Consider the following 19541-nt stretch of genomic DNA (forward strand, 5'->3'; position numbering starts at 1 on the left):
CCCACTTTTCGGGATCATGGTCTAAGCCGCGACCGCCGGCTGGCTCCAGCGGGCGGCGAGCAGCCGGTAGGGGATGAGCGCGACAACGGCGATGATCAGCTTCACGGAGAGGTCGCCGAGCGCCCAGGAAACCCAGCGCATGGCGTCGAGATGGAAAACACCCATCAGCGGCGCCGTTTCGAGCGCAAAACCGTCATTGGAGCCGGCGAAGGCGAAAGCGGCCGAAAATGCCACGGTAAAGAAGACCATCGTGTCGAACACCGATCCGACCAGCGTGCCGACGATCGGCGCCCGCCACCAGCTCTGCCGGCGCAAACGATTGAACACGGTGACGTCGAGCAATTGCGCGGAGAGGAATGCCGCCCCGGAAGCCGCCGCGATGCGCACCAGCCGGTCGGCGGCGGTCTCGAATTCGATCAGGCCATGACGAAACAGGAAGGGCGGAACGAGGATCGAGCAGACCACAGCCGTCATGAAGCCGACAAAGACGATCCGGCGCGCCACGGCGGGTCCATAGCGGCGGTTGGCGAGGTCGGTTACCAGGAAGGAGAAGGGGTAGGTGAAAGCGCCCCAGGTCAAAAGGTCGGCCAGCGACAGGCTGCCGATCTGGCCCTGCATCGGGAACTGCACGAGAATGTTCGATGCCACGACGACAAGCGCCATGGCGGCCACGAAGGGCAAATACCGCGAGAATGAAGTCATTTTTTTATCCTGGGTAATGGAACCAGCGGAGCATTATACCGATCGGATGATGCTCGCTTCGTATTCGAGCATCGGATTGTCAAACCTTGCGGCTTCTATCCGATGCCCCAGAGGCCAACAAGAGCTTGGCCAGAGACCAACAAGAGGTTGGCCAGAGACCAACAAGATGTTGACCAGGGCGGTTGTCCCCCGCCTTTAAACGATGTCAGGCAGCGACCTGCTCGGCCAGCTTCTTGGCGATCTGCTTCTTCAGCAGGCGCGCACGCTGCGACAGTTCCTTGACGTCGGCCTTGGCCAGGAAGGCATCGAGACCACCGCGATGTTCGACCGAACGCAGCGCGTTGGCCGAGATGCGCAGGCGCACGTTCTGGTTCAGCGCTTCCGAGATCAGCGTCACATTGACGAGGTTTGGCAGGAAGCGACGCTTGGTCTTGTTGTTGGCGTGGCTCACATTGTTGCCGGTCTGGACTGCCTTGGCAGTGAGTTCGCAGGTGCGGGACATGGTTCTAACCTTCAGTTCTCTCGGGACCTGCCAAACCTTTGTGCCCACGCCGGGTGGCGCGCGGTTCTGGTCAGGCGGCCTTATGGAAAAAGTTGGCGTTCCATAGTTGCATTTCACCGGGGCGTCAAGCTCCGGCTTCCCCACGGAAGCGCCCGGCATTTCATATTAAGGCCGGAATTCACCCTATAAGCGGTCTCATAGGGACATGCCAGACCGGAGTTGCCCGCCTCCGGCCGAAAATCAAGGATCCGATCCCGCCATGCCTCGTTCGTCTCGTGCATTTGTTGCCGTGCTTGCCATCGCCTTGCCCTCCACCGCATCGGCGGCCTCGCCGCAGTCCTTCAAGGGCGAGTACACCGTGTCGTTCCTTGGTCTCTCGATCGCGAGATCGACCTTCGCGAGCCACTACGAGAATGGCGCCTACGCAATCGAAGGCAGCGTTTCGGCCGCTGGCCTGGCCAAACTGTTCGACGATACGCGGGGCACGATCTCGTCCAAGGGCACGATTTCAGGCCAAAAGATGGTGCCGCAGGCGTTCCGCGCCGACTATACCTCGGGCAAGAAGGCGTCGGCGATCGACATCCGCTTCGCCAATGGCACGGTGACCTCGACGCAGGTCGTCCCGGCGCCGGGCAAGCGCGACCCGAAGGCCTGGGTGCCGATCGGCGCCGGCGACCTGGCAGGGGTGCTCGATCCGATGGCGGCGACCGTCATCCATGCCGACAGCCTCGACCAAGTCTGCGGCCGCAAGGTCAAGTTCTACGATGGCGAGATGCGCGCCGATCTGACGCTGACCTACGATTCGAAAGGCACGATCTCGGTGCCGGGCTACAAGGGCGACACCGTCACTTGCCGGATGGGCTTCGAGCCCGTGGCGGGCTATCGCAAGGGCCGCAAGGCGCTCAACTATCTCAAGAACAAAAGCCGCATGATGGTGACGTTTGCGCCGCTCGGCCAAACCGGAGTATATGCGCCGATCCATGCCACGGTCGGCACGCAGATCGGCACCTTGACCATCAGCGCCGGGCGTTTCGAAGCAGTGCAATAGACCAGGCCCGCCACTGGCGACAGAATGGGGCGCGCCACTGGAGACGGAATGGCGCGCGCAACACTGATCGGCTTTTCGGCGGTCGCCATGTGGGCGCTTTTGGCGTTGCTCACCGACGCGTCCGGAAAGGTGCCGCCGTTCCTGTTGTCGGCGATCACCTTCTCGATCGGCACCGGAGTCGGGCTTGTCGCGCGCCTTTTCATGCCGGCCGCGGATAAAAGCCAGAAAATACCGCCGCAGGTCTGGCTGATCGGCATTGCCGGCCTGTTCGGCTACCATTTCTTCTACTTCACCGCGCTGCGTAACGCGCCTGCCGTCGAGGCGAGCCTGATCGCCTATCTGTGGCCGCTGCTGATCGTGCTCGGTTCGGCGCTGATGCCGGGCGAAAAACTGGCGTGGAACCATGTCGTCGGCGCGCTGCTTGGCCTTGCCGGCACGGTGCTGATCGTCACCAAGGGCGGCGGGCTGGCCTTCGACGCGCGCTACGCCTTCGGCTATGCCATGGCCGCCGTCTGCGCCGTCTTGTGGTCGTCCTATTCGCTTCTGTCGCGGCGTTTTCCGTCGGTGCCGACCTCGATCGTCACCTGGTTCTGCGCGGCTACGGCGTTGCTGTCGCTTGCCTGCCATCTCCTGTTGGAACAAACGGTGCTGCCTGACGGCGCCGGCCAGTGGCTCGCCGTGCTCGGGCTTGGCCTGATGCCGGTGGGCGCCGCCTTCTACGCCTGGGACATCGGCGTCAAGCGCGGCAACATCCAGGTGCTGGGCGCCGCGAGCTATGCGGCGCCGCTGCTGTCGACGCTGGTGCTGATCGCGGCGGGTGTCGCCGAACCGTCGCTGCGCATCCTCGCCGCTTGCGTGCTCATCACCGGCGGGGCCGCACTGGCGGCAAAATCGCTGTTCCTGCGCAAGCCGGCAGCAGCCCAAAGCGAGGCCGGGGCATCCGAAACCGGAGCCCGGGCATCCGAAACCGGAGCCGGGGCATCCAAAACCGGAGCCCGGGCATGACGATGCCGTTTGCCGGCGGCATCGACGCTAACGCCAATGCAACGCTGATCTTTTCGCTGGTGGCCGCGGTCATCTACGCCTTCACGCTCGGCATGCCACCATCGCTCGCCCGTTCGGCGGCAAAGACGCTCGCCGTGGCGATGCTCGCCGTGCTTTCGGCGCTGCAAGGCGGCCCGCCGCTACTGGTGGCCGCCCTTGCGCTCAGCGCGGTCGGCGACGCCTTCCTGTCGCGCGAGGGAGAGAAGGCGTTTCTGGGCGGGCTGACGAGCTTTCTCATCGCCCACATCGTCTATGTCGCGCTGTTCCTGCGCAGTGGCGGCGGATTGGGTGTTCTCGGCGCCGAATCCTGGCGCGGCGCGATCGCGCTGGCGATGGCGGTATTCGTGATCGTCATGCTGGCGGCGTTATGGCGCCGGGTCGGCCCAGGCCTGCGCATTCCGATCGCTATCTATGTCGTGGCGATCCTGGCGATGGGCCTGTCGGCGCTGACGACGAGCAGCGCCTGGGTAATCGGCGGCGCCGTGCTGTTCATGGCGTCGGACGCTTTGCTCGCCACGGAAAAATTCCTGGTCGCTGCCATCTCGCCGCATCGCGCCTGGATGCGCTTGGCGGTGTGGGTGCTGTACTACGCAGCTCAGGTCGCGATCACGCTGGGCTTCCTGCTGGGGTAGGCTGCCAGCCCGGCGCGGCCAGTTCGAAGGCGGCGAAATCGAACCCCGGCGCCACGGTGCAGCCGACCAGCGTCCATTCGCCCAGGCTGCGCGCCGATTGCCAGCAGCCCGCCGACACGACGACCTGCGGCCGTTCGCCCGCCGTGAGTTCGATGCCGAGCACCTGCTCGATAACGGCACTGCCTTCTTCCCACATCGACAATGCCAGCGGCGCGCCGGCGTAGAAATGCCAGACCTCGGCGGCGTCCTTGACCCGGTGCCAAGCCGAGACCTGGTGCTGTTCCAGCAGGAAATAGATGGCGGTCGAATGGCCGCGCGCGCCGCCGGCGTCGTCGCGAAAGGTCTCGGCGTACCAGCCGCCTTCCGGATGCGGTTTCAGGCCGAGCGTTGCGATGATTTCCGCGGAGCTGGTCATGCTAGCGCGGCGCTCAGAAGTTGTCCTTGCGCTTGCGGATCTCGGCGAACACCTCGGCATCGCCGGCCTTTTCCATGCCGAGATGCTTGCGGATTGCCGGATCGTGCCAGCGCAGGAAAGGATTGGTCGACAGTTCCTCGCCGATCGTCGTCGGCAGCGTCGGCTTGTTGTCGGCCCGCAGCGCCTCGATCCTGGCGGCGCGCTCCCTCAATGCCGAGTTGGTCGGGTCGACGGTCAGCGCGAAACGCGCGTTGGCGAGGGTGTATTCGTGGCCGCAGTAGATGACCGTGGCGGCGGGAAGTGCCGCAAGCTTCTTCAGCGAGCCATACATCACCGGCGGCTTGCACTCGAACAGCCGACCGCAGCCCAGAGCGAACAGGGTGTCGGCGGTGAACGCAACTTTCGATGCCGGCAGGTGATAGGAGACATGGCCGGCGGTGTGGCCGGGGGTCGCGATCACCTCGATGCGTTCCTCGCCGAGATGCAGGACCGAGCTCTCTTCGACGGTTTCGTCGATGCCGGGGATCTTGGCCTTTTCCGCTTCCGGGCCGACGATGCGCAGCTTGAAGCGTTCCTTCAACGCCAGATTGGCCTCGACGTGATCCATGTGGTGGTGCGTGGTCAGGATCATCGTCGGCGTCCAGCCGGTGCGCTTGACCGCGGCCAGGATCGGCGCTTCCTCGGGCGCATCGATGATCGCGGTCTGGCCGCTTTCGGGGTCATGCACCAGCACGCCGAAATTGTCGCTGCGGCACATGAACTGTTCGATTTCGACCGGCATTGCATCTCTCCATCTGTCGCCGCAGACATAGGGCGCCGGCGCGCGGATGTCATCCCGGGGATGACAACTGTCGCTCCCGGAGATGACGGGTGTCACTCCCGGAGATGACAAGTGTCACTCCCGGAGATGACGGGTATCACTCGGGGGATGTGTCGGTCGCCTCGGGCCTTTGTTGAATCCGGCCGATATCACGGCTACATCCCTGACATGCATTCCGACATCGTCGATCTTCGCTCCTTCTATTCGACAACGCTCGGCCGGTTCGCCGAGCACTCGATCACCATGGCGCTGTCGTCGATATGGGCCACTGTCCCGAATGAGCGGCTGGTCGGCCTCGGCTACACATTACCCTGGCTGGAGCGGTTCGGCTCCGACGCCGAGCGGGTCTTTGCCTTCATGCCGGCGACGCAGGGCGCCGTCGTCTGGCCGACCACGGGGCCGACCGCGACAGCCCTGGTTTTCGACGAGGAACTGCCGCTGGTCGATTCCTGCATCGACCGCATGCTGCTCGTCCATTCGCTCGAACATGTCGAGAATCCGCGCGAGACGCTGAACGAGATCTGGCGGGTGCTGTCGCCCGCCGGGCGCGTCGTCATCGTCGTGCCGAACCGGCGCGGCGTCTGGGCGCGTTTCGAGCATACGCCGTTCGGCAATGGGCGACCCTTCTCGCGCGGGCAGCTCACGGAACTATTGCGCGAGGCGAATTTCACGCCGGCGGCCTGGTCGGATGCGCTGTTCTTCCCGCCGTCACGGCGGCGCTTCATGATGCGCTTCCACAATGTGCTGGAGCGCGCCGGCCGGCGGCTATGGCCGATCTTTTCCGGCGTCATCGTCGTCGAGGCGCAGAAACGGCTCTATCAAGGCGTGCCGGTGGCGCAGCGCGCGTCTCGCCGCGTCTTCGTGCCGGTGCTGTCGCCGCATGGCGCGACGCGGCTCGGCCGCCGGGCCGAGGGCAATGCGTCGGCCCGCCAGGTGAAACCTTCGTGATCATGGCGGAAATTTGCACCGTGCGGCATTTCCCAACCTATCTGTCGTGGTGAATTCGCAGCCAGATCGATATGGCGAATGCCGCTTGTTCTCTTCATCCGGTTTCAGCACCGCTTCTGAACGTTAGGGACCTCCGATATGGCTGATCAACCGGAAAAGGACGCCACGGTCCAGCTCGTTGCCGTCGAAGCCAGCAGCCTGCGCGACCAGGTGGCGACGATCAGGCTGGCACTGGTGGGGTCGCCGGTTCGCAAATGGTTGCTGTGGACGTCTGTCGGCATCATGGCCGTCATCATCGCGACATCGATCGGCCAGGTCCTGCTCAATCGCTGGAACCAACCCTTCTACGACGCGCTCGCGCGCCGCGACATGGCGGCCTTCGTGCATCAGCTCGTCGTCTTTGCGATGATCGCCGGCGGGCTTCTGGTGCTCAATATTGGTCAGACCTGGCTCAATCAGATGATCCGGCTGAAGCTGCGCGAGGCGCTGACGCTGGACCTGATCGACCAGTGGATGCGGCCGACGCGTGCCTTCAGGCTCGCCAATGCCGGCGCCATCGGCGTCAATCCCGACCAGCGCATGCAGCAGGATGCCGCGCATCTCTCGGACCTGTCGACCGATCTCGGCGTCGGTCTCTTACAGTCGCTGATCCTGCTGGTGTCCTTCGTCGGTGTGCTGTGGCAATTGTCGTCGGGCTTCGTCTTCCACGTCAACGGCTGGTCGCTGGCCATACCGGGCTACATGGTCTGGGCGGCCTTCCTCTATGCCGGCACGGCTTCCTGGCTGAGCTGGCTGGTCGGACGGCCGCTGATCCGCCTCAACAGCGACCGCTACACACGAGAGGCGGAGCTGCGGTCCTCGATGGTGCGCGTCAACGAGAATGTCGATGCCATCGCGCTTTACCATGGCGAAGCCGATGCCAAGCGACGGCTCGAACTCGACCTCGGCACGGTGCTGGGCGCCATGCGGCGCATCTATACCGCCCAGATCAACCTGTCCTGGGTGACCGACACCTATGGCTGGATCACGGTGGTGGCGCCGATCCTGGTTGCCTCACCGGTCTATTTCTCGGGCGATATCAGCTTTGGCGGGCTGATGATGGCGGTCGGTGCCTTCAACCAGGTCCATTCTTCGTTGCGATGGTTCATCAACAACATCGGCAGCATCGCCGACTGGCGCGCCACGCTGATGCGCGTCGCCGACTTCCGCATCGCGCTCTATGAAACCGATGTGCTGCACGACACCGAAAAGCGTATCGCCTTCGATCAAAATGCCAATGGCAGCCTGACGTTCGAGAAGCTCCAAGTGGCCTCGCCGGAAGGCTGCACCAAACTCTCCGACCAGCATGTCGAAATCCGCCCCGGCGAGCGCGTCATGATCACCGGCGAACCAGGTGCCGGCAAGACGCTGTTCTTCCGCGCCATTGCCGGGCTTTGGCCCTGGGGCAGCGGAAAGATCGGCCTGCCGGCTGGAGAAACCCTCATCTTCGTGCCGCGTGTCCCGTACTTGCCGGCCGGCACGTTGCGCGAGGTGCTCAACCACGCAAACGGGCATGCGCCGGCGAGTGATGCCGAGATTTCGGCTGTATTGGCCGAGGTCGGTCTTGAACGGCTGTCGGGGTCGCTCGACCGTGTCGGGCGCTGGGACCATGAGCTGGGCGATGACGAACAGCGCTTGCTGGGCGTGGCCAGGCTCGCCTTGCGGCAGCCGAAATGGGTGATCATCGACGAAGCGATGGACGCATTCGACGGCCCGTCGCTGCGGCGTGTGCTGGCAATGCTGGAAAAGCACCTGAAGGGAACCGCGATCATCAACATCGGGCGCGGCCAGCACAACAACCAATTCTTTCCGCGCGGCTTGACGATCGTCAAGGATCCCGACGCGCCGGCGCTGAAGCCTGTCCATGTCAGGGCCGGCGCGATCGAACCGCCGCCGGTAGCGGCTCATCGCAAAAAATAGGCGTTTTCTCCGGTTGCGGGGGCAAAACCTTATTTTGCCGTGATCGCAATGGAAGATTTCCTGCAGAAACAACCTGGCATTGGCCATGCTTGATGCGCTGCGCCTGCTTGCTTGCCTTGCCTGCACCCAGGCAACTCCCGTCGGCTCGCCACCGGAGGCATTGGCCGTCGACGTCGAGCTGGTGCTGGCGGTCGACATCTCCTTGTCGATGGACGAGACGGAGTTCGCCCTGCAACGCGCCGGCTATGTCGAAGCGCTGCGGCATCCCGACTTCATCCAGGCTGTCCGTTCCGGCAATACAGGCCGGATCGCGATTGCTTATTTCGAATGGGCCGGCACGGTGCGCGATGACGCGGTCATCAGCTGGCAGGTCATCGACAGCGCCGAGAGCGCCAACCGCTTTGCCGACAAGGTCGCGGCGCGCCCGTTCCGGAGTTTTCGCGGCACCTCGATTTCGACCGCGCTCGCCTTCGGCGCCGGGCTGTTCGACAGGACGGATTTCGCCGGCGAACGCAGCGTCATCGACATATCGGGCGACGGTCCCAACAATATCGGGCCGCCGGTCACCGCCACGCGCGATGCGGCCGTTGCCAAAGGCATAATCATCAACGGTCTGCCGATCCTGATCAAGCCGTCGCCGACCTTCAGCCATCTCGACCGGTATTATGCGCAGTGCGTGACCGGCGGGCCTGGTTCCTTCGTGCTGCCGATTTATGCGTCCGCGGAGTTCTCGACGGCGATCCGGCGCAAGCTGATCCTCGAAGTGAGCGGCATTCAGGACAAGGCCAAGGTCACCCCCATCGAGACGGATGCACCGATCGACTGCCTGCAAGGCGAGCGGGACAGGCGGTTCCTGTCTGATCCGTATTTCCCGGAACTCGACCGGTAGATCGTCGGCCGCGCCGGCGACGCAGCAAATTAGTCGCGAACTTCATCGTAGAGATCGCGACGCCAACGCCGGCCATGGACGTAGCCATTGATCAGTTCCGGCAATGAATAGCCAAGCGCTTCCGACGAGCGGTTAGCCATGTAGCCTGCGAAGGCCTCAGGTATCCGACCTTTGAGAAGATCGGCGATGATCTGCCGCGTGATCATGAACGGCGGGACGTGAGGGTAGCAGCGGGCGATATGCGGGTGTTTGCCCATCAGGTCCGCATAGGCTTCGACGTAACCCGCCCTGCGGCCAGAAATCGAATTCTGCGAACTGTGTTTCGTCCAGTCGATATCCCTGGACAATTGCGCGCCGAAGCGTCTTGCCAGGCGCAGCAACAATTCCCGATCCTGCATCCGGGTGATGTCGCTGTCGTAGCCGCCGATCGCCAGCAAGGCGTCGCGACGGGCCGTTATCGCAGAGCCGGCGACGAAGGCCGTCTGTGCCACCACCGCTCGCTCCAGCATTGATGGGCTCAGAAAAGCAGTCCGGTTGACGCTGTTGGTGGCTCGGTTTCCCTTCAGGGAAACGTATGAAGAGAGCAGCACCTGAAGCGCCGGATTGTCATCAAACCATTTCAAGGTCCGTTCGACCCGATGCGGCAAGTAGACGTCGTCCGAATCAAGGAAGGTCACCACCGGCGCCCGCGCCCGCTCGATGCCGGCATTCCTGGCGGCGTTGGCGCCCCGCCATTTCGCGCCGACATAGATCAGCCGAGGATCGCGAATACGGGCCAGCGCCGCCTCCGTACCATCGGTGGAGCCGTCGTCGACGACGATATGCTCAAGCCTAGGCATGCTCTGGGAAAGCACGCTTTCGACGGCGCGCAACACTTTGTCGCGTCGATTGTGGGTCGGCGTAATGACCGTGATGAGGGGAGAGCGCTCCGTTTTCGCGGTCATGGCGCGTCAGCCGCTTCCAGCGCAAATGTGCGCTTCCTGTCCGGTCTATGGATCTTCAGGATGGTCGAATGGATCGGACTCCCCCTCCGTGACTCCTCGGTCGTATTTGGCGGAAGCTATAAAAAACAGCCGCTCCTGTCACGCGTCGTGCAACGGTACAATCGCGCGCGAGACGACGAATTGGTGCAGCGCGCGGTTCAAATGCAACACCGTCGCCCTCCAGTCTTCCCGTGAATCAGTCTTCCGCGAATCAGTCCTCCCGGGAATCAATCTTGCGAAGATGGCCAAACCCGGAGCGGAATTGCATACATTCCTTTACGTCAGACGTAATCGCATCGCCGCGGGAGCTTGGGCAGATTGTCCTAGAGACGGAGCATGATCCGAAAACCGCTTCACACCTTTCGGCATCATGCTCTAGCGAGGCCGGCCGATCGGCTTCGATCCGAAGGGAGTAAGATCATGACCGCCTACGCCGTTGCCCATATGCGCCAAGCCACAATGGGTCCGCAGATTGTCGAATATCTGCACAAGATCGATGCCACGCTGGAGCCCTTCGGTGGCCGGTTCCTGGTCCATGGCGGCGATGTCGAGGTGATAGAGAACGACTGGCAAGGCCACCTCATCATCATCGAATTCCCCGACAGGGAGCATGTGCGCGGCTGGTACAATTCGCCGGCCTATCAGGCGATCCTCGCCCTGCGGACCGACAATTCGCAATCCGACGTCATCTTCGTCGACGGTGTCGAACATCCGCACAAGGCCACCGATGTCCTGGACTAGATGCGTGGTGCCTTATCGTTTCAGCAGGAACACCGCCTGCTGGCCGAAGAAGTTCCAGAACCACCAGGGCATCGACAGGCCGATCTTCTGACCGTTGGCGTCGAGCGCGGTTGCCTTTTCCACCGTAGCGCCAAGCTCTTCGCACAGATTGACGAAGTCCCGGATAGTGCAGAAGTGGATGTTGGGTGTGTCGTACCAGGAATAGGGCAGGTCCGAGGTCACCGGCATGCGGCCCTTGACGAACAGTGACAGCCGCACCCGCCAGTGGCCGAAATTGGGGAAGGACACGATCGCCCGGTTGCCGATCCGGAGCAATTCGTCGAGCACCAGCTTCGGGTTGCGGGTGGCCTGCAAGGTCTGCGACAGGACGACGAAGTCAAAGCCCTTGTCGGGATAGAATTCGAGATCCTTGTCGGCATCGCCCTGGATGACCGAGAGGCCGCGCGCCACGCATTCGTTGACGCCACGCTGCGACAATTCAAGCCCGCGGCCGTCGACCTGCTTGGTGTCCTGCAGCAATTCGAGCAGCGAACCGTCGCCCGAACCGACGTCGAGCACCCGCGACTGCGGCGGGATCAGGTTGGCGACGACCTCGAGGTCGACGCGCTGGTTGCCGTTGACGCTCATGATGTCGCCCCTTGCCTGGCGCATGATCCCGATCCGAAAAGTCTGCAACTTTTCGGGGTCATGCGCTGACGCCTGGCACATGATCTCGATCCGAAAAACCTGCAACTTTTCGGGGTCATGCGCTGACGCCTGGCACATGATCTCGATCCGGAAAGTCTGCAACTGTTCGGGATCATGCGCTGAGCCCTCTCGCCCTTGCCGCCGAGCCGATGAAGCCGTTGATGGCGGCGAACAGTTCCGGTTCGTCGAGCAGGAAGGCGTCATGGCCGCGATCGGTCTCGATCTCGACGAAGGATACCGAGGCGCCGGCGGCGTTGAGCGCATGCACGATCGAGCGGCTCTCCTCGGTCGGAAACAGCCAGTCGCTGGTGAAGGACACCAGGCAGAACCGGGTCTTGGTGCCGGCAAAGGCGTCCGCCAACCGGCCGCCATGGTCGGCGGCGAGGTCGAAATAGTCCATCGACCGCGTCATGTAGAGATAGGAATTGGCGTCGAAGCGGTCGACGAAGGTCATGCCCTGGTGTCGCAGATAGCTCTCGATCTGGAAGTCTGCGTCGAAGCCGAAGGTCAGTGCTTCGCGATCCTGCAGGTTGCGGCCGAATTTCCGGTGCAGGGCGGCTTCCGACAGATAGGTGATGTGGGCGGCCATGCGCGCCACCGCCAGACCCTTTTCCGGGCGCTTGCCGTGCTCGAAATATTTGCCGCCATGCCAGTCCGGGTCGGCCATGACGGCTTGCCGGCCGACCTCGTGGAAGGCGATGTTCTGCGAGGAATGGCGCGCGCCAGTGGCGATCGGCAGCGCCGAGAAGACGCGCTCGGGATAGCTCGATGCCCATTCCAGCACCTGCATGCCGCCCATCGAGCCGCCGAGCACGCAGAACAGCTTCTCGATGCCGAAATGGTCGATCAGCATCTGCTGCGCCCGCACCATATCGCGGATGGTGATGATCGGCAGATCGAGCCCATAGGGCTTGCCGGTGGCTGGGTTGGTCGATGCCGGGCCGGTCGAACCCAGGCAGCCGCCGATGACGTTGGAGCAGATGACGAAGAACCGGTTGGTGTCGATGATCCGGCCCGGGCCGATCAGGACTTCCCACCAGCCCGGCTTGCCGGTCACCGGATTGGTGCTGGCGACATGCTGGTCGCCGGTCAGCGCATGGCAGACGAGGATGGCGTTGGAGCGGGCATCATTCAGCGTGCCATAGGTCTGGTAAGCGATCTGGAACGGCGACAGCAGCGTGCCGGCATCGAGCTTGAGCGGCTTGTCGGACCCGAAACGCAACACCGGGCTCGACGGCTTGTCGAACTCGTTGTTGGTCTTTCCTGCGCGCAGAGCGGCCATCAATTCTCTCTTGTTGCACCGTGCTTTCGCGGAAATCGCTGCCGATCTCCGCGTCGCCGATGCGTTCGTCCGGCCGGCAGCGGACAACAAAAAACCGGCATTGCCTTCGCAAAGCCGGTTACGTCACGCAAACGGCCCTTTAGCGAATTGTTTAACGTGGCTGCAAGCCGACCGGCCAAATCACCACGGAACTGTCGCTGTCCTTCTAGAACTCGCCTGGCTCGCCGTCAATGCCGGTCCCGGGCCGGTCCTGAGCCGGTCACTGGGCCGGCAGTTGAGCCGGTTGCTGGGCCGGCCGCCGGCACCAATGGCACCTCTCGACATTGCGGGCCATGGCTTGTATTTCCGCAGCGGCCTCCGGGTGGAGGCGATTTCGACGGATTTTGAAAAAAATGAACCAGATACCGGATCGGGCACGTCCAACGCCGCGCGCGGGCATCATGGACATAGATGCCTACGTGCCCGGCAAGAGCACGGCGCCGGCCGGGGTCGCCAAGGTCTACAAGCTGTCGTCGAACGAGAACCCGCTCGGTCCGTCGCCGAAGGCGATCGAGGCCGCGCGGGAGGTTGCGGGAAAGCTCGACGTCTACCCCGATGGCACGGCGAGGCGGCTGCGCGAGGCGATCGCCGAGGTGCATGGCCTCAACCCGCAGAACATCATCTGCTCCAACGGTTCCGACGAGATCCTTGGCCTGCTGGCGCAGACCTACCTCGCGCCGGGCGACGAGGCCGTGTTCACCGAACACGCCTTCATGGTCTACAAAATCTACATCCAGTCGGCTGGTGCCGCGCCGATCGCGGTCAAGGAGACCGACGAGCGCGCCGACATCGATGCGATACTGGCCGCAATTACGCCGCGCACGAAGATCGTGTTCCTCGCCAATCCGAACAATCCGACCGGCACCTATGTGCCGTTCCAGGAGGTGCGCCGGCTGCATGCCGGCCTGCCGCGCAACGTGCTTCTGGTGCTCGACGCGGCCTATGCCGAATATGTCCGCCGCAACGACTACGAGGCGGGCATCGAGTTGGTCGGCAGTACCGAGAACGTGGTGATGACGCGCACCTTCTCCAAGATCGGCCTCGGCGGGGCGCGGCTCGGCTGGATGTACGGGCCGATGCACATCGTCGATGCGATCAACCGCGTGCGCGGCCCTTTCAACGTCAATGCGACTGCGATCGAGGCCGGCATCGCGGCGATCCGAGACCGTGCCCATGTCGAGCGCAGCGTGGCGCATAACGAGACCTGGCTCGCCTGGCTGAGCCAGGAGATGACCGGACTTGGGCTGCGGGTGACGCCCAGCGTCGGCAATTTCATCCTCATCCATTTTCCCGACGACCAGAAGCATTCCGCGGCGGCGGCCGACGACTACCTGACGGCGCGCGGCTATATTTTGCGGCGCGTTTCCGGCTACGGATTTCCCAACGCGCTGCGCATGACCGTCGGCACCGAAGAGGCCAATCGCGGCGTTGTCGCCGCGCTCACGACATTCCTGAAAAGCTAGAACGCCGAAAAGCCAGAACGCCAAAAAAGCTGGAACGCCCAGAGCTGGAAACACCATGACATCACCGATGTTTGAAAAGATCGCGCTGGTCGGCATCGGCCTGATCGGCTCGTCGCTGGCCCGCGTCATTCGCCGCGAGGGTCTTGCCAGCCATGTCGCCATCTCGACCCGCAGCGCCGCGACACTGGCGCGAGCTGAAGAGCTTGGGCTCGGCTCCTCCTACACCACGGATGCGAAAGAAGCTGTTCGCGACGCCGATCTGGTCATCGTCTCGGTACCCGTCGGCTCATCGGGCGCGGTCGCCGAGGAAATCGCGCCGGCGCTGAAAAAGGGCGCGATCCTCACCGATGTCGGCTCGACCAAGGCCTCTGTCATCGCGCAGATGCAGCCGCATGTGCCTGATGGCGTCCACTTCATTCCCGGACACCCGCTGGCCGGTACCGAAAAATCGGGGCCGGACGCCGGGTTTGCCGACCTGTTCGACAATCGCTGGTGCATCTTTACGCCGCTGCCGGATACCGATCCGGACGCAATGGAGCAGCTATCGGAATTCTGGCGCCGCTGCGGCGCCAACATCGACACGATGGACCCCCAGCATCACGACATGACGCTGGCCATCGTCTCGCATTTGCCACACATCATTGCCTACAACATCGTCGGTACCGCCGACGATCTGGAATCGGTGACCAAGACGGAAGTAATCAAATATTCCGCCTCCGGTTTTCGCGACTTCACGCGTCTGGCCGCCTCCGACCCGACAATGTGGCGGGACGTCTGCCTGCACAACAAGGATGCCATCCTCGAAATGCTGGCGCGGTTCTCGGAAGATTTGGCGTTCCTGCAGCGGGCGATCCGCTGGGGCGACGGCGACAAGCTCTTCGACCTGTTCACCCGGACGCGCGCCGTGCGCCGCTCGATCATCGAGGCCGGCCAGGATATCGACGCGCCCGATTTCGGCCGCCAGGCCGTCGAGCATCCTGCAAAAAGCTAAGCCTGTCCAGGCCAGGTCGCGGCGACCATGGCCAGTGTCTCGGCCCGGTTTGGCGCGCCGAGCCTGCCGCCGAAGCGCAGGCATTTGAGCGCGGCGGCGGCGCTGGCAAAGCGCAAGGCCTGCTCGGCGGGCATGGCTTCCGCCAGCCCGACGGCAAAGGCGCCGTGAAAGACATCGCCGGCGGCCAGCGTGTCGACCGCCTTTATCCTCGGCGCGTCGACATGGCGGATGCCTCTGCTCGCACGATCGGACCACCATGTTCCGGACGCGCCGGCGGTCACCGCGACAAAGGCATCGGTGCGGGAGGCAAGGTCGGCGCAAGCGGTCTCCAGATCCAGCGCCTGGCCGCAAATGATGCGGACCGCCGGCTCGGAGGCGACGATGTGCGAGGCCAGCGGCAACAGCTGCTCCAGCACCGCCAGCGGCGCTGTGTCGGCATCGAGGATGGCCGGACGGCCGGCGGCGCGGGCGGCCTTCAGGGCAAGTGCCGCCGCGCCCGGCCAGCGCACGTCGGCCAGCACGGCATCGAACGCGGAGAGGTCGGCGACCGGCAACGCATCGGGATCGGCCTGGGCCTTGCTGTCGTAGAACGGCACGATGATGCGCTCACCATGCGCGTCGACCAGGATCGAAGCCAGCGCCGACCGCGCGCCGCTGACGCGGCGGACATGGGTGCAATCGACGCCCTCCGCCTCGATCCCGGCAATCAGCTGATCGCCGACCGGATCATCGCCGGCGCTCGCCCACAGCGACACTTCCGCGCCGAGGCGATGCGCGGCGCAGGCAGCGCTCGTGGCCATGCCGGAGGCGATCTGGACGCCGTCGGAGGCGATGAATTTTCCCTGATGCGCGGGGAGGGTGTCGACCCGAAGAATGGTATCGAGCGTCAGCGCGCCGACGCTCAGAAGCTTTGCCGGTCTGTCCATGCCGGAATGCTTAATTGACAGGCTTGAGCTTGCCCAGCGGAATGAAGCCGAGCGAGGCCTTGCCCTTGACGACCCTCAGCGGCATCGACGGTTCGCTGCCGAGCATGGCGAGTGCTGCGAAACCCTGTTCGATCGCGTTCTTCTGCTCGGGTATGGCGCCGGCCAGAATGGTCGCCACGGCCTTGGGATCCTTGATCCTGATCATCAGATCGGCATTGACCAGACCTTCGGCATCGACCGACAGCGGCCCGGAAAGGGTGACGCGCGCCGTCCCCGACGACAAATCGAGGTTGCGGATCTCGATACTCTGGCCGCGCAGGCTTTTCACCTGCGTGCCGACCAGCGCAACGCCGTTGTTCAGCGTGACGTCGCCGCTTGCATCGAGCGCCGGCAGCACGCGGCCACCGATCGCGTCGGCGTCGATCTCCAGATCGCCAAAGCTGCCGGCATAGTCGAGATTCCCGCCATTCGGCTGCAATTGGCCCGATGCCTTGCCGGCGCTGAACAGTTCGACAGGGTCGGTGTCGTCGGCCGGATCGGTCTGGCCCGACAGGCCTTCGGCCTGCAGCGATATGCGGTGCGGCAGCGGATACCACAATTTGACATTGGCCTGCAGGTTGTCCCAGTCGATCCACAGCGGCATCATGCCCGGGACGGAAGTCCTGAGCGGACCGCGCAGACTGGCGACCGGCGACAAGGGCTGAACGATCTGGGCGACGGCATTGAAGGAGCCGGCGGAGGCGGCAATGTTCTTGGCATCGTCCTCGTAGGCGAGATTGTCGCAGGAGACCGTGAAGTTCAGGGGATAGCCGCTGACCTGGAGATTGGCGCAACCGGCCTCAATGCCGCTCTTGTTGAGCGTGGCAACCGCCTTGTCGGCCTCGGTCCTGACCCTGTTGGCCAGATAGAACCAGCCGGCGCTGTAGATGGCGAACAGCACAACGATAAACGCCACAAGCCAGAACAGGCCGCGGCGGGATTTTGGTTGGCGTTCGTCACTTGACGTCATGCTTTGGCTCTCATTAACGCAATGGGTATCGTGAACGGACCTTCGATTCCGGCAACACCAGGTAGATGTTGACGAATAGGTAGACGGGGACGGGCGGAAAAAACACCGGTTTCCGGTGAAGCATTGTCATTCTTTTTGCAATCAGGCGCGGCGATATGGGCGATTTTTGGGTGTTTGGCTATGGTTCGCTGATCTGGCGGCCCGGTTTCGCGCATGTCGAGACACGACGGGCCCACCTGCACGGCTACCGGCGCTCGCTTTGTGTCTATTCCTTCGTGCATCGCGGCACGCGCCAGCGGCCCGGACTGGTGCTCGGCCTCGACCATGGCGGTTCCTGCGTCGGCCTGGCGTTCCGCGTCCCTGGCGAGCTGCGCGACGAGGTCATTGCCTATCTGCGCGAGCGGGAGCTCGTCACCAGCGTCTATCTCGAGCGGACGCTGAAGGTTCGCCTCGATGGTGGCGGGACAGTCGAAGCGGTGGCCTATGTCGTCGACCGCAAGCATGAGCAATATGCCGGCGCGCTCGACGCGGCGGATGCGGCAGCGGTGGTGCGGGGCGCGGCCGGCCAGTCCGGCGACAACGAGGATTATGTCCTCAGCACGCTGAAGCACCTGGAAGCACTCGGCATTCGCGATCACTGGTTGGAAGAGGTGGCGCGGGAGATAGCGCCTTTGTGAAGCGCTGGCTCTGCGGAAAAGGCGGCCAGGCCTTTGACCCCGAAGCCGCGAGACCTAGGTTAGGCTGCGAACCCAGCCAACGGGCGGCATCCGCCCTGCCAATCACGGAGATCCGTCTTGCAGAAACGCCGTCTCGGTCGCACCGACCTTTCCATCGCGCCGCTGGTTCTGGGTGGCAATGTCTTCGGCTGGACCGCGGACGAGAAGACTTCGTTCGACCTGCTCGACCGCTTCGTCGGCGCTGGCCTGAACGCGGTCGATACGGCGGACGCCTATTCGCGCTGGGTGCCCGGTCACAAGGGCGGCGAATCGGAAACCATCATCGGCAAATGGATGAAAGACCGCGGCAATCGCGACAAGGTGATCGTGGTGACCAAGGTCGGCTCGGATATGGGGCAGGGTCACAAGGATCTTTCCGCCGCCTATATCGAGAAGGCCGTCGATGCGTCACTGAAGCGCCTGCAGACCGAAGTCATCGACCTTTATCTGTCGCACTGGCCGGATCCGGCCACGCCTTATGAGGAAACACTTGGCGCCTACGAAAAGCTGCTCGCCAAAGGCAAGGTCCGTCATGTCGGCTGCTCGAACCTCGACGCCGGCCAGTTGCGTGCCGCTCTCGACGTGGCGAGCCTGCGCAGCCTGCCGCGCTACGAAGTGCTGCAGCCGGAATACAATCTCTACGATCGCTCGTCCTTCGACGGCCCGCTGCACGATCTCTGCGTGGCCGAGGATATCGGCGTCATCACCTATTTCAGCCTGGCCAAGGGTTTTCTGAGCGGCAAATACCGCAATGAGGCAGATCTTGGCCAAAGCGAGCGCGGCGAGGATGTCGGCAGCTATTTGAATGCGCGAGGCATGCGCATCCTTGCGGCACTCGACGCGGTGTCATCAAGGCATTCCGCCAAGCAGGCGGAAGTGGCGCTTGCCTGGGTGATCGCGCGGCCCGGTATCACCGCACCGATCGCCAGTGCGACCAAGCCTGACCAGATGGATAGCCTGATCAGGGCAGTATCGCTGAAACTGACGGCGGACGACATGGCCGAACTCGACAAAGCGAGCGGCTGACGCTTCCGGCAACCACCGGCGCACGAACGTCCAAGACGATCCGCATCGCCTGCCATACCGTCCTTCGCACGGGGCAGGATAGAGGATCGGATGGCCGGACCACTTGTTTCGCAGCCGGAGCTTTGGCCTCAGCTGCTCGCGCTGGTGCTTGCCGCCACTGTCGTCATGGGCAGTCCGGGGCCGGCGACGATAAGCGTCACCGCCGTCGGTGCCGCCTTCGGCCTGCGCCACTCGCTGCGCTACACCTGCGGGATCGTGCTTGGCACCGTCGCCGTGCTGCTGGTCGTGGCGACCGGGGTGATGGCGGCGCTGACCTCGATGCCAAGGTTGGCGCCGGTGCTGGCTGTCGCGTCCGCCGCCTATATCCTCTATCTCGCGTTCAGGATCGCCACCGCCCCGCCACTGGCGGCCCATGCCGCCGAGACGTCGCGCCCGACATGGCTGGCCGGGTTTCTCCTGGCGATAGCAAATCCAAAAGCCTATGTGGCGATCGCCGCCGTGTTTGCCGGCGCCGCTCCAAAGCAAGGCGCCGCTGAGCTTGGCCTATCGTTGAAGCTGACGGTCCTGGCGGCGATGATCATTGTCATCCATGCCGTGTGGCTGCTCGCGGGCGCGGCATTCGCGCGCTTTCTGCGCCGGCCGGTGGCATCCCGGGTCATCAATCTGGTCTTCGCCGCGACGCTGGTGCTGACCACGGTACTGGCTGTGTTCGGCTGATT

21 protein-coding genes and 1 riboswitch are annotated in these 19541 nt (G+C 63.7%); of the genes, 12 read left to right on the forward strand and 9 right to left on the reverse strand.

The features are described from left to right. Nucleotides 1-21: 21 nt before the first annotated feature. Nucleotides 22-702 (reverse strand): queuosine precursor transporter, encoded by a 681-nt coding sequence (locus LB568_RS10590; RefSeq protein ID WP_224730069.1) that lies wholly within the window; start codon nt 700-702, stop codon nt 22-24. Between the two features lie 205 nt (nt 703-907). Next, nucleotides 908-1204, reverse strand: a complete 297-nt coding sequence (rpmB, locus tag LB568_RS10595; RefSeq protein WP_010911765.1) for a 50S ribosomal protein L28 — start codon at nt 1202-1204, stop codon at nt 908-910. Between the two features lie 259 nt (nt 1205-1463). Between rpmB and LB568_RS10600 the strand changes: the two genes are divergently transcribed. The 3 genes from LB568_RS10600 to LB568_RS10610 are packed head-to-tail and all read left to right on the forward strand — an operon-like array spanning nt 1464 to nt 3928. Continuing rightward, the gene (locus LB568_RS10600) at nt 1464-2252 is read left to right on the forward strand and encodes a DUF3108 domain-containing protein (RefSeq protein WP_224730070.1); all 789 of its coding nucleotides are present in this window, start codon (nt 1464-1466) and stop codon (nt 2250-2252) included. 48 nt (nt 2253-2300) lie between these two features. Next, nucleotides 2301-3257, forward strand: a complete 957-nt coding sequence (locus LB568_RS10605; RefSeq protein ID WP_224730071.1) for a DMT family transporter — start codon at nt 2301-2303, stop codon at nt 3255-3257. Next, entirely contained in the window at nt 3254-3928 is a 675-nt protein-coding gene (locus tag LB568_RS10610; protein WP_013892785.1) for a lysoplasmalogenase, read from the forward strand. Before LB568_RS10605 ends, LB568_RS10610 begins: the two co-directional genes overlap by 4 nt. On the opposite strand, the gene LB568_RS10615 is transcribed toward LB568_RS10610, so the two are convergent. Both LB568_RS10615 and gloB read right to left on the reverse strand, forming a co-directional pair. Next, nucleotides 3903-4343, reverse strand: a complete 441-nt coding sequence (locus LB568_RS10615; protein WP_013892786.1) for a cupin domain-containing protein — start codon at nt 4341-4343, stop codon at nt 3903-3905. The genes LB568_RS10610 and LB568_RS10615 overlap by 26 nt on opposite strands. Nucleotides 4344-4356: 13 nt before the next feature. Continuing rightward, nucleotides 4357-5124 (reverse strand): hydroxyacylglutathione hydrolase, encoded by a 768-nt coding sequence (gene gloB / locus LB568_RS10620; RefSeq protein ID WP_013892787.1) that lies wholly within the window; start codon nt 5122-5124, stop codon nt 4357-4359. 207 nt (nt 5125-5331) lie between these two features. Here gloB and LB568_RS10625 point away from each other — a divergent pair, with 207 nt between their 5' ends. From LB568_RS10625 to LB568_RS10635, 3 genes are all read left to right on the forward strand, one after another. Then, the gene (locus tag LB568_RS10625) at nt 5332-6111 is read left to right on the forward strand and encodes a class I SAM-dependent methyltransferase (RefSeq protein ID WP_041164028.1); all 780 of its coding nucleotides are present in this window, start codon (nt 5332-5334) and stop codon (nt 6109-6111) included. Nucleotides 6112-6249: 138 nt separating this feature from the next. Beyond that, on the forward strand, nt 6250-8070 hold the full coding sequence (locus LB568_RS10630) for an ABC transporter ATP-binding protein/permease (protein ID WP_013892789.1): 1821 nt from the start codon (nt 6250-6252) through the stop codon (nt 8068-8070). Nucleotides 8071-8155: 85 nt separating this feature from the next. Continuing rightward, a complete protein-coding gene (locus tag LB568_RS10635) occupies nt 8156-8959 on the forward strand; it encodes a DUF1194 domain-containing protein (RefSeq protein WP_224730072.1) in 804 nt (267 codons plus the stop codon). A gap of 29 nt (nt 8960-8988) precedes the next feature. On the opposite strand, the gene LB568_RS10640 is transcribed toward LB568_RS10635, so the two are convergent. Further along, nucleotides 8989-9903 (reverse strand): glycosyltransferase family 2 protein, encoded by a 915-nt coding sequence (locus tag LB568_RS10640; protein ID WP_224730073.1) that lies wholly within the window; start codon nt 9901-9903, stop codon nt 8989-8991. Between the two features lie 459 nt (nt 9904-10362). Between LB568_RS10640 and LB568_RS10645 the strand changes: the two genes are divergently transcribed. Beyond that, nucleotides 10363-10683 (forward strand): DUF1330 domain-containing protein, encoded by a 321-nt coding sequence (locus LB568_RS10645; RefSeq protein WP_224730074.1) that lies wholly within the window; start codon nt 10363-10365, stop codon nt 10681-10683. Between the two features lie 12 nt (nt 10684-10695). Here the strand turns inward: LB568_RS10645 and metW are convergent, their stop codons facing one another. Together metW and metX are read right to left on the reverse strand one after the other, a co-directional pair. Beyond that, nucleotides 10696-11310: a methionine biosynthesis protein MetW gene (gene metW / locus LB568_RS10650; protein ID WP_041164566.1), complete on the reverse strand. Its 615-nt coding sequence runs from the start codon at nt 11308-11310 to the stop codon at nt 10696-10698. Nucleotides 11311-11482: 172 nt separating this feature from the next. Then, on the reverse strand, nt 11483-12652 hold the full coding sequence (gene metX, locus LB568_RS10655; RefSeq protein WP_224730075.1) for a homoserine O-acetyltransferase MetX: 1170 nt from the start codon (nt 12650-12652) through the stop codon (nt 11483-11485). Nucleotides 12653-12771: 119 nt separating this feature from the next. Beyond that, a riboswitch (SAM riboswitch) is annotated at nt 12772-12849 on the reverse strand. A gap of 195 nt (nt 12850-13044) precedes the next feature. Here metX and hisC point away from each other — a divergent pair. Both hisC and LB568_RS10665 read left to right on the forward strand, forming a co-directional pair. Further along, the gene (gene hisC, locus LB568_RS10660) at nt 13045-14154 is read left to right on the forward strand and encodes a histidinol-phosphate transaminase (protein WP_224730076.1); all 1110 of its coding nucleotides are present in this window, start codon (nt 13045-13047) and stop codon (nt 14152-14154) included. Nucleotides 14155-14209: 55 nt separating this feature from the next. Continuing rightward, a complete protein-coding gene (locus tag LB568_RS10665; protein ID WP_224730077.1) occupies nt 14210-15145 on the forward strand; it encodes a prephenate/arogenate dehydrogenase family protein in 936 nt (311 codons plus the stop codon). Here LB568_RS10665 and LB568_RS10670 read toward each other — a convergent pair. Further along, nucleotides 15142-16071, reverse strand: coding sequence for a sugar kinase (locus tag LB568_RS10670; RefSeq protein WP_224730078.1), 930 nt, complete (start codon nt 16069-16071; stop codon nt 15142-15144). The two genes, LB568_RS10665 and LB568_RS10670, sit on opposite strands and share 4 nt — an antisense overlap. 10 nt (nt 16072-16081) lie before the next feature. Beyond that, a complete protein-coding gene (locus tag LB568_RS10675) occupies nt 16082-17080 on the reverse strand; it encodes a DUF2125 domain-containing protein (protein WP_224730079.1) in 999 nt (332 codons plus the stop codon). Between the two features lie 155 nt (nt 17081-17235). Between LB568_RS10675 and LB568_RS10680 the strand changes: the two genes are divergently transcribed. The 3 genes from LB568_RS10680 (at nt 17236) to LB568_RS10690 (ending at nt 19539) form a co-directional block, all read left to right on the forward strand. Next, complete coding sequence (locus LB568_RS10680; RefSeq protein WP_013892799.1) at nt 17236-17757, forward strand: gamma-glutamylcyclotransferase; 522 nt, start codon at nt 17236-17238, stop codon at nt 17755-17757. A gap of 117 nt (nt 17758-17874) precedes the next feature. Continuing rightward, the gene (locus tag LB568_RS10685) at nt 17875-18822 is read left to right on the forward strand and encodes an aldo/keto reductase (protein ID WP_224730080.1); all 948 of its coding nucleotides are present in this window, start codon (nt 17875-17877) and stop codon (nt 18820-18822) included. Between the two features lie 90 nt (nt 18823-18912). Beyond that, nucleotides 18913-19539 carry a LysE family translocator gene (locus LB568_RS10690; protein ID WP_140573207.1) on the forward strand — a complete coding sequence of 209 codons (627 nt, stop codon included), beginning with the start codon at nt 18913-18915 and terminating at the stop codon, nt 19537-19539. The last annotated feature ends 2 nt before the right edge of the window (nt 19540-19541 follow it).

The organism is Mesorhizobium sp. B263B2A (genome assembly GCF_020165775.1).
GTDB lineage: Bacteria > Pseudomonadota > Alphaproteobacteria > Rhizobiales > Rhizobiaceae > Mesorhizobium > Mesorhizobium opportunistum.